This window comes from Morganella sp. GD04133, assembly GCF_029835375.1.
In the GTDB taxonomy this organism is placed as follows: domain Bacteria; phylum Pseudomonadota; class Gammaproteobacteria; order Enterobacterales; family Enterobacteriaceae; genus Morganella; species Morganella morganii_B.
Genome location: NZ_JAODZS010000071.1, coordinates 1 through 5,867, shown reverse-complemented (window position 1 = coordinate 5,867; position 5,867 = coordinate 1). Strand labels below are relative to the sequence as shown.

At 39.4% G+C, this 5,867-nt stretch carries 5 protein-coding genes; 2 read left to right on the top strand and 3 right to left on the bottom strand.

Annotated elements, in window-relative coordinates; translation table 11 throughout:
- Together N7387_RS20810 and N7387_RS20805 are read left to right on the top strand one after the other, a co-directional pair.
- Positions 1-198: hypothetical protein (locus N7387_RS20810; RefSeq protein ID WP_279800896.1), on the top strand; the 198-nt coding region annotated here is incomplete at its 5' end.
- Positions 199-740: 542 nt separating this feature from the next.
- Positions 741-1,115, top strand: coding sequence for a hypothetical protein (locus N7387_RS20805; protein WP_274369599.1), 375 nt, complete (start codon positions 741-743; stop codon positions 1,113-1,115).
- A gap of 368 nt (positions 1,116-1,483) precedes the next feature.
- Here the strand turns inward: N7387_RS20805 and N7387_RS20800 are convergent, their stop codons facing one another.
- The 3 genes from N7387_RS20800 to N7387_RS20790 form a co-directional block, all read right to left on the bottom strand.
- Complete coding sequence (locus N7387_RS20800) at positions 1,484-1,753, bottom strand: PAAR domain-containing protein (protein ID WP_279800895.1); 270 nt, start codon at positions 1,751-1,753, stop codon at positions 1,484-1,486.
- Positions 1,746-2,672, bottom strand: coding sequence for a hypothetical protein (locus N7387_RS20795; RefSeq protein ID WP_279800894.1), 927 nt, complete (start codon positions 2,670-2,672; stop codon positions 1,746-1,748). The genes N7387_RS20800 and N7387_RS20795 overlap by 8 nt, the downstream gene beginning before the upstream one ends.
- A partial coding sequence (locus N7387_RS20790) for a toxin VasX (protein WP_279800893.1) occupies positions 2,669-5,867 on the bottom strand: 3,199 nt, incomplete at its 5' end. The genes N7387_RS20795 and N7387_RS20790, both read right to left, overlap by 4 nt.

Below are 5,867 nucleotides of genomic sequence, written 5' to 3'. Positions count from 1 at the left end.
CCGGATAATACAGGTATGTGCAAATACCTTCACAACACTTTAGCTGAGTACAGTTATCTACAGACAAAATACCATCATCTTTGTCAGCATCAGGTCAGCGGCTCACTCACAGATTATAAAAAACCAACATTATCAGCTATTTTCGCTATTTTTTACCCCATTGATTATATTGACGCTTTTATCTCTGCCTTAATATGAATTGATCTGCGATACCGATCGACAACAACCAATTGATAGTTTGTAACTATTGGTTTTAATATTTCGATCGTTATAATTGATAGAAAACACAGATCAATTTCATTATTTCGATCGTTAATAACGATTTTAACTCTCTGTCAGGTTTCGCTATGCTGTCACTTGTAGCATCTAATTTTGCCTATTTATATATAGGTGATATTTTCGGAGAATGAATCATGTCAGAAGATTTTAAAGACAGTCAGGAATATGAAGAGTAGGTTGAAGAGACTGGTGGACGGGATGAGGAATATTCGGACTATTATAATGAATGGTTGAAAAGACAACAGAAAGAGTGGTTCTCTTAAAAAGCTAAATATTTTCTTTTTGTAAAACATGAGCCGGTGTTATTCAGGCTTATTTTAGTAAAACTAAAATAATATACATTATTATCATTTTTATAGTTATATCGTATTTTAATTAATCCAACACCAATACATTAATTAAAAAACCATTATCATTACTGATAATTCTATTTAATTTATCCTATATAAGGCTTTCATATAATGAAATTAGTTAATCGTATGTGTCCTGTGTTACTTGCAGGGAGTTTTTTACTTTTCAGCCTTCCCTCACATGCTGCTGACTTGCCGATTAAAGTCGATGCGAAAGCAGATAAAAAACATTTCGGAGGAATAACTCACCCGTTATGGCGTTATACAATTACAAGTATGGATAACAATATCACTTTGCAATCACTGGAACTCAACCGGGGTAATTGTAAAATCTCCACAAATGACAGAGGTAAAAATACAAATGTCAGACTCGGTTTTGGTCAGTCTTATACATTTACAAGTCCAACAAATTCATCCTATACAGATTGCAGACCACTTGAACTGATTGTAAATACAGACAAAGGCTCATATACCTTTACCTGGTAGTTTCAACCAGTACACAAAGTACCCCCTGATATTCTGACTATCTTATTCTTTATTTCGGTTTACCTTCAGGCTCTCTTCCCTGAAGGTATCCTGATGAATTTTCACTGTTTATCATAATTTAATAACAAAAATAATATCAACATTGATGGCGCAATCATATCAAATAACTTTCACCTGATTATTCAGGTTATAAATTTAATATTTATATTTAATGACAGCAATTATAAACACTTCATTATCCGGGCGAAAAAAAACCTTACTTTTATATCCAAATAAATGGATAGATACATAATATCAATCTGACAACCTTTACGGGTATCCGTAAAGGTTGTCACTACACTGTTATTTTTTATTTCATTCTTCTGCATTTAACCCGCTGCAACCAGCTGGCACCCTCCGGGACATCCGCATGTCACTTTATGGCCTTCCAGGGCAACCGGTATGCCGTTTATTTTCATCAAACTGTCACCTTCCGCGATTGCCCCTGTCTGTTTACACGACGGACAATACACCGGGTCCCCCACACAGGCAATACCTTCGGTTTGTTTCGCAACAGAAGAGCCCCGGAGAACAGTACCTCCGGTATTGGTGGTGTCATTTTTTAAAATGATCTTACGGCCATTCACCTGACTACGCATGACGTTGTTTCCTTTTATCCAGCTTTGCCAGAATCTGCGTAACCTGTTGTTCAAAGTTCTCCGGTAACGGGTTTTTCGCAAAACAGAACAGTGGGTTACGTGTCTGATAATCTGCCGGTGAGACGGCATCACGGCCCTCTGTCATATAGGCATTTAAGAAGGTGATAAAACGGTGATTTTCCGTATCACTGCTCAGAAGGAAGCCGGTATAGTGAGAAATATTGGGCCGGTAAATATGTGTTCCTAATTTTCCGGTTTCCGGATGGATATAAAATAATTTAAACGCCAGCATCCTGCCCGCATAACCAAATTGAGCATCCTCATACCGCACCGCTGTCACAATTCCGTCCACGTAAGAATACAAAATGCCCCGCTTTCGGTCAGCAACCAGCCAGGTCATCGGAACAAAGAAATTTAGTGAACCCAGGATATATAATCCACCGGGGAAGAAGATCAGCCATCCGATAATTTTCATTATCTTAAAATCATCACGTTTATATATATCATCATTGTAGTAATGAAATAAATAACCTAACCATCCTATTTCACCCTCACCAAAATAAGGCTCATATATTTTTAAATAGTCACGATCAAACTTGTTTAAGCTTTGATAGTTTTTATATTTTAACTCTGCACGTGCCACTCTTTTTTCAAAGTCAGCTTTTTTGTGCATATGCCCATCTGCAAATATAATTAATGTATAAAACATCATCCCCATCAGCACCAAAAACATCGGAAATGTATTCGATATCCGGCTGTTGACTTGTGATGATTTTATTCTGCACTCGTGTTTATTGATACTTTGCAAAAAAACCAGATCCTTCAGCGGCAGCGGATCATCATATTGATGACTTTCATCCGCCAGACGTGTGGTTTTCAGTTGTGACGGATGTCTTGACACTGTAAACGGGTTACTCATTCCATTCCCTTATCATCAATAAGACCATAAATTTTGTTCTGTAAATTCCCGTTTCTGTAACGCAGCGGGGCAATATCGCCTTTAATACGGTCAATCAGATAATACCAAAAAAGAGACGGGACAGAATTATTTTTTAACGGGTCACTGGTGTGCATTCCCGCATCCACCTCAAAACTGAAATTAAATTCACCATCCTGCAGTAACGTGTTCTGAAGTGCTGCCGTGAGCGCCCGTTCAAATGCCAGGCTGAAGGTGTGATTATCGGATGCAATATACTTATATCCATTACGCCGGTGAATAATATCCGGTTCCGGAGGAAGATGCTCTACGGGCATCTGAGATGCATACATTACTGTCGGCTTTATTTTTACCAGCTGATACTCAATATCCGAGAGACCACACTGAAAATTAGCCAATCTGAATTGATAATGAATCACATACGGAGTTTTATATGTTTCTTTTTTAGGCTGCGTAATAATTTTAGGCTTAGCCGTAATTTTTACTTGTGGCGTAAAGAATAAATTTAAAAATTCCTGCAACTCCATTTGGTAATATACCGTGTATTGTTCGAAGTTTGAAATGTACTTATCTAATTGTTCATTTATTGTATCTGGCCTACCTATATCATCATTATCTTCGGTCAGGTAGCCACCTGCAAAATATTTAGTTCCATTTCCCCAGAAGCAATTTTTCAGCAACTCTTCAAAATTATCGGTTTTGAACAAATAATATACTATAGCGCTACCTACAAGAACTAAAACGGCACCAAGGACAATTTTCCACGCATAAATAGTCACAAATCGAATTACCAGGTTGGTGCTGAGCATCTCTGCTCCCCTGATAATGGCGTTAGCCTTCCCGACACCCGCCACACCAATACTCAGTGCAAGTGTTGCCGCAGCTTCTGTAAATTTTGCTCCTGCAGCCACGTGATTTTTTTTATCCAGTTCTGCTATACCTTCGGTTATCGGTAATGCTATCGTCAGTAATGCAACAACATAGCCAATATTTTTAACGACCAGTTTGCCCAGCCCTGATGTAACTTCCGGTAAACGGATTTTCATCAGAATGTGTCTGAGCGGCGGGTAAGTGACCCGATTCATATAAACACCTGCCGCCTGACGGGTTGCAATAACCCCTTCTGCTGTACTGACAAAATAAACGATCATTTGCATGCGAAAAATATTTACCGCACCAGTATTCAGCGGATCATTTTTATCATACTCTGTCATTTTAGCTGTATATAACCCGAGCATACCCGTCAGCATTGAATAAAGTGATGCACTTAAACTCAACGTATTTTTAAATGTTTCTTTATCAACAGGCAGTCCTGTTGATGTGTAGTGATACTGAATAGTATTAATCGCATTCGTTACTTTCGGATTTCTCAGTGCTGTATCCCAATCCAGTAATTTTCTCATCTGGCCGGTAGCGTTTTTAACCGGTGCTGTCTTTCCGTTTAATGAATCCATCCAACTCATAAATTTCTTTCCGGACATTGGCTGAAGCGTCTTCATATCTACCCGGATACCAAAAACATCTAAAAATGCAGGCAGTATTTTTTTTGCCAGATGATCAATCCCTGCCTGTGTGATATTACGTATATTTCCCGCTGTTTTTTTTAATTGCTCATGGGTTACTGCAAAAGCATATCCCAACGCATCCCAGCAAATCAGAAGTGTCGACTGTAGCGAAGGAAGAATATGGTCTTTGAAATAATAGGCCCCGCCATCCCTCAGTTTTTCCTCACTGATCAAAGTGATCATAATGTCGGATATCGCTTTCCAAATCTCACCTTCCGGTTTATCAACTGAAAATATGAGGTTTAATGTCTGTAATCCTGCTTTTGAACTGTTTAGCGGCGATAATAACAGCTCATGAAATGTACTGTACCGTATGACTTCCTCAAAAAACTCACGGTGCCGGAAATCCCCTGTCTCATATTGTTCCTGAATTAAAAAAACATGATCAATATAATTTTTAATTCCACCTGCTTTATTTATCATTTCATGATTTGTTAAAAAATCCGCATACAACCGGACGATATTTTGCTGAAGCTGCTCAAATTTTTCATACCCCTTTTCAATCTGAGGCCAGTAGGTTTGCCAGCCCTGCATATCTATGTTATCTAAAAATTGTTCGTTCAGCCGGTATCCGTTCCCCGTATGTACAATGTCGGGATGGTCCAGATGTGTTTTTATCGCCAGAAGATGATGACCGACCTGATTAGGGTAACTCCAGTGATGCTGAAATGCAGCATACGCCGCTGTCACAAAAGAATACAGTGCAAGTATATCTTTCTGATAACCCACCGGGTCATGTAATATCACCAGGCTGCTTTTCTCATTCTCATCCAGTGAGGCTTTGACCTGTGCAAGCAGCGATTCTGAGCCTTTTGACACATCAGGGGTATTGGTTATTTCTGAGAAATAACTCCCTTCCGGTAAATCTGCACCTGTATTTTTTGCCTGTTCCACAAATGAAACAAATCGTTGTGCTTCATCCTTATATTCCTCCACCAGATAATCGATATGCTCTTCCCGCAATTCAAGTGCGTAAGGATTATCGTCAAAATTCACCAGATTAATTTCCTGCATAAAGGATGCACGGAACTCCGGGTCAGTAATCATTTTATTTAATGTATAATCCGATAAAGGTATATCACTGAAAAAGAACCGTGCGGTAATAACATCTTTTTTTATCGGCAGGTAAGGTAAATACGGAAATTGTTCTTTAAGCTCAGTAGTCTGAGACTCTGCGTTATATATTCTGGCATGTGGTATAAAATATTCATCAGCGTCTCCGCCTTTTACCGCCTTTCCCGCTTCTTCTGAATTATCCGTCTCATCATAAACACGCCCGTTATGTGCATAGGTAACCGTGTGTTTAAAAATCAGTAGTTGTCCCTCTGTATCTGTCCTGGTCGGGTATTCTCCCTCTTCAAAGACATAAACCCATCCTGAACGCAGCAGACGTGCGCTGTACCCTCCCGTATCTTCAACAGTACACATTTCAGGGGAATACATTTCAATGTCCGGTTGTGCCGGGCAGAGCTCCAGCAGTTTCTTTACCGGTGGCGGCATCGACGCTTTGGCAGTTTTATCGCCGAATAAATTCGAATAGGCATAGCGCACCGGATAGACCGGACGGTGTTCATTCTCACACGGGCAAATCACCGCATCTGCCGGTAAATTA

Excerpts from the sequence above, each read along its gene's own strand:
- N7387_RS20795 (WP_279800894.1), bottom strand. The coding sequence starts at position 2,672 with ATGAGTAACCCGTTTACAGTGTCAAGACATCCGTCACAACTGAAAACC.
- N7387_RS20800 (WP_279800895.1), bottom strand. The coding sequence starts at position 1,753 with ATGCGTAGTCAGGTGAATGGCCGTAAGATCATTTTAAAAAATGACACC.
- N7387_RS20805 (WP_274369599.1), top strand. The coding sequence starts at position 741 with ATGAAATTAGTTAATCGTATGTGTCCTGTGTTACTTGCAGGGAGTTTT.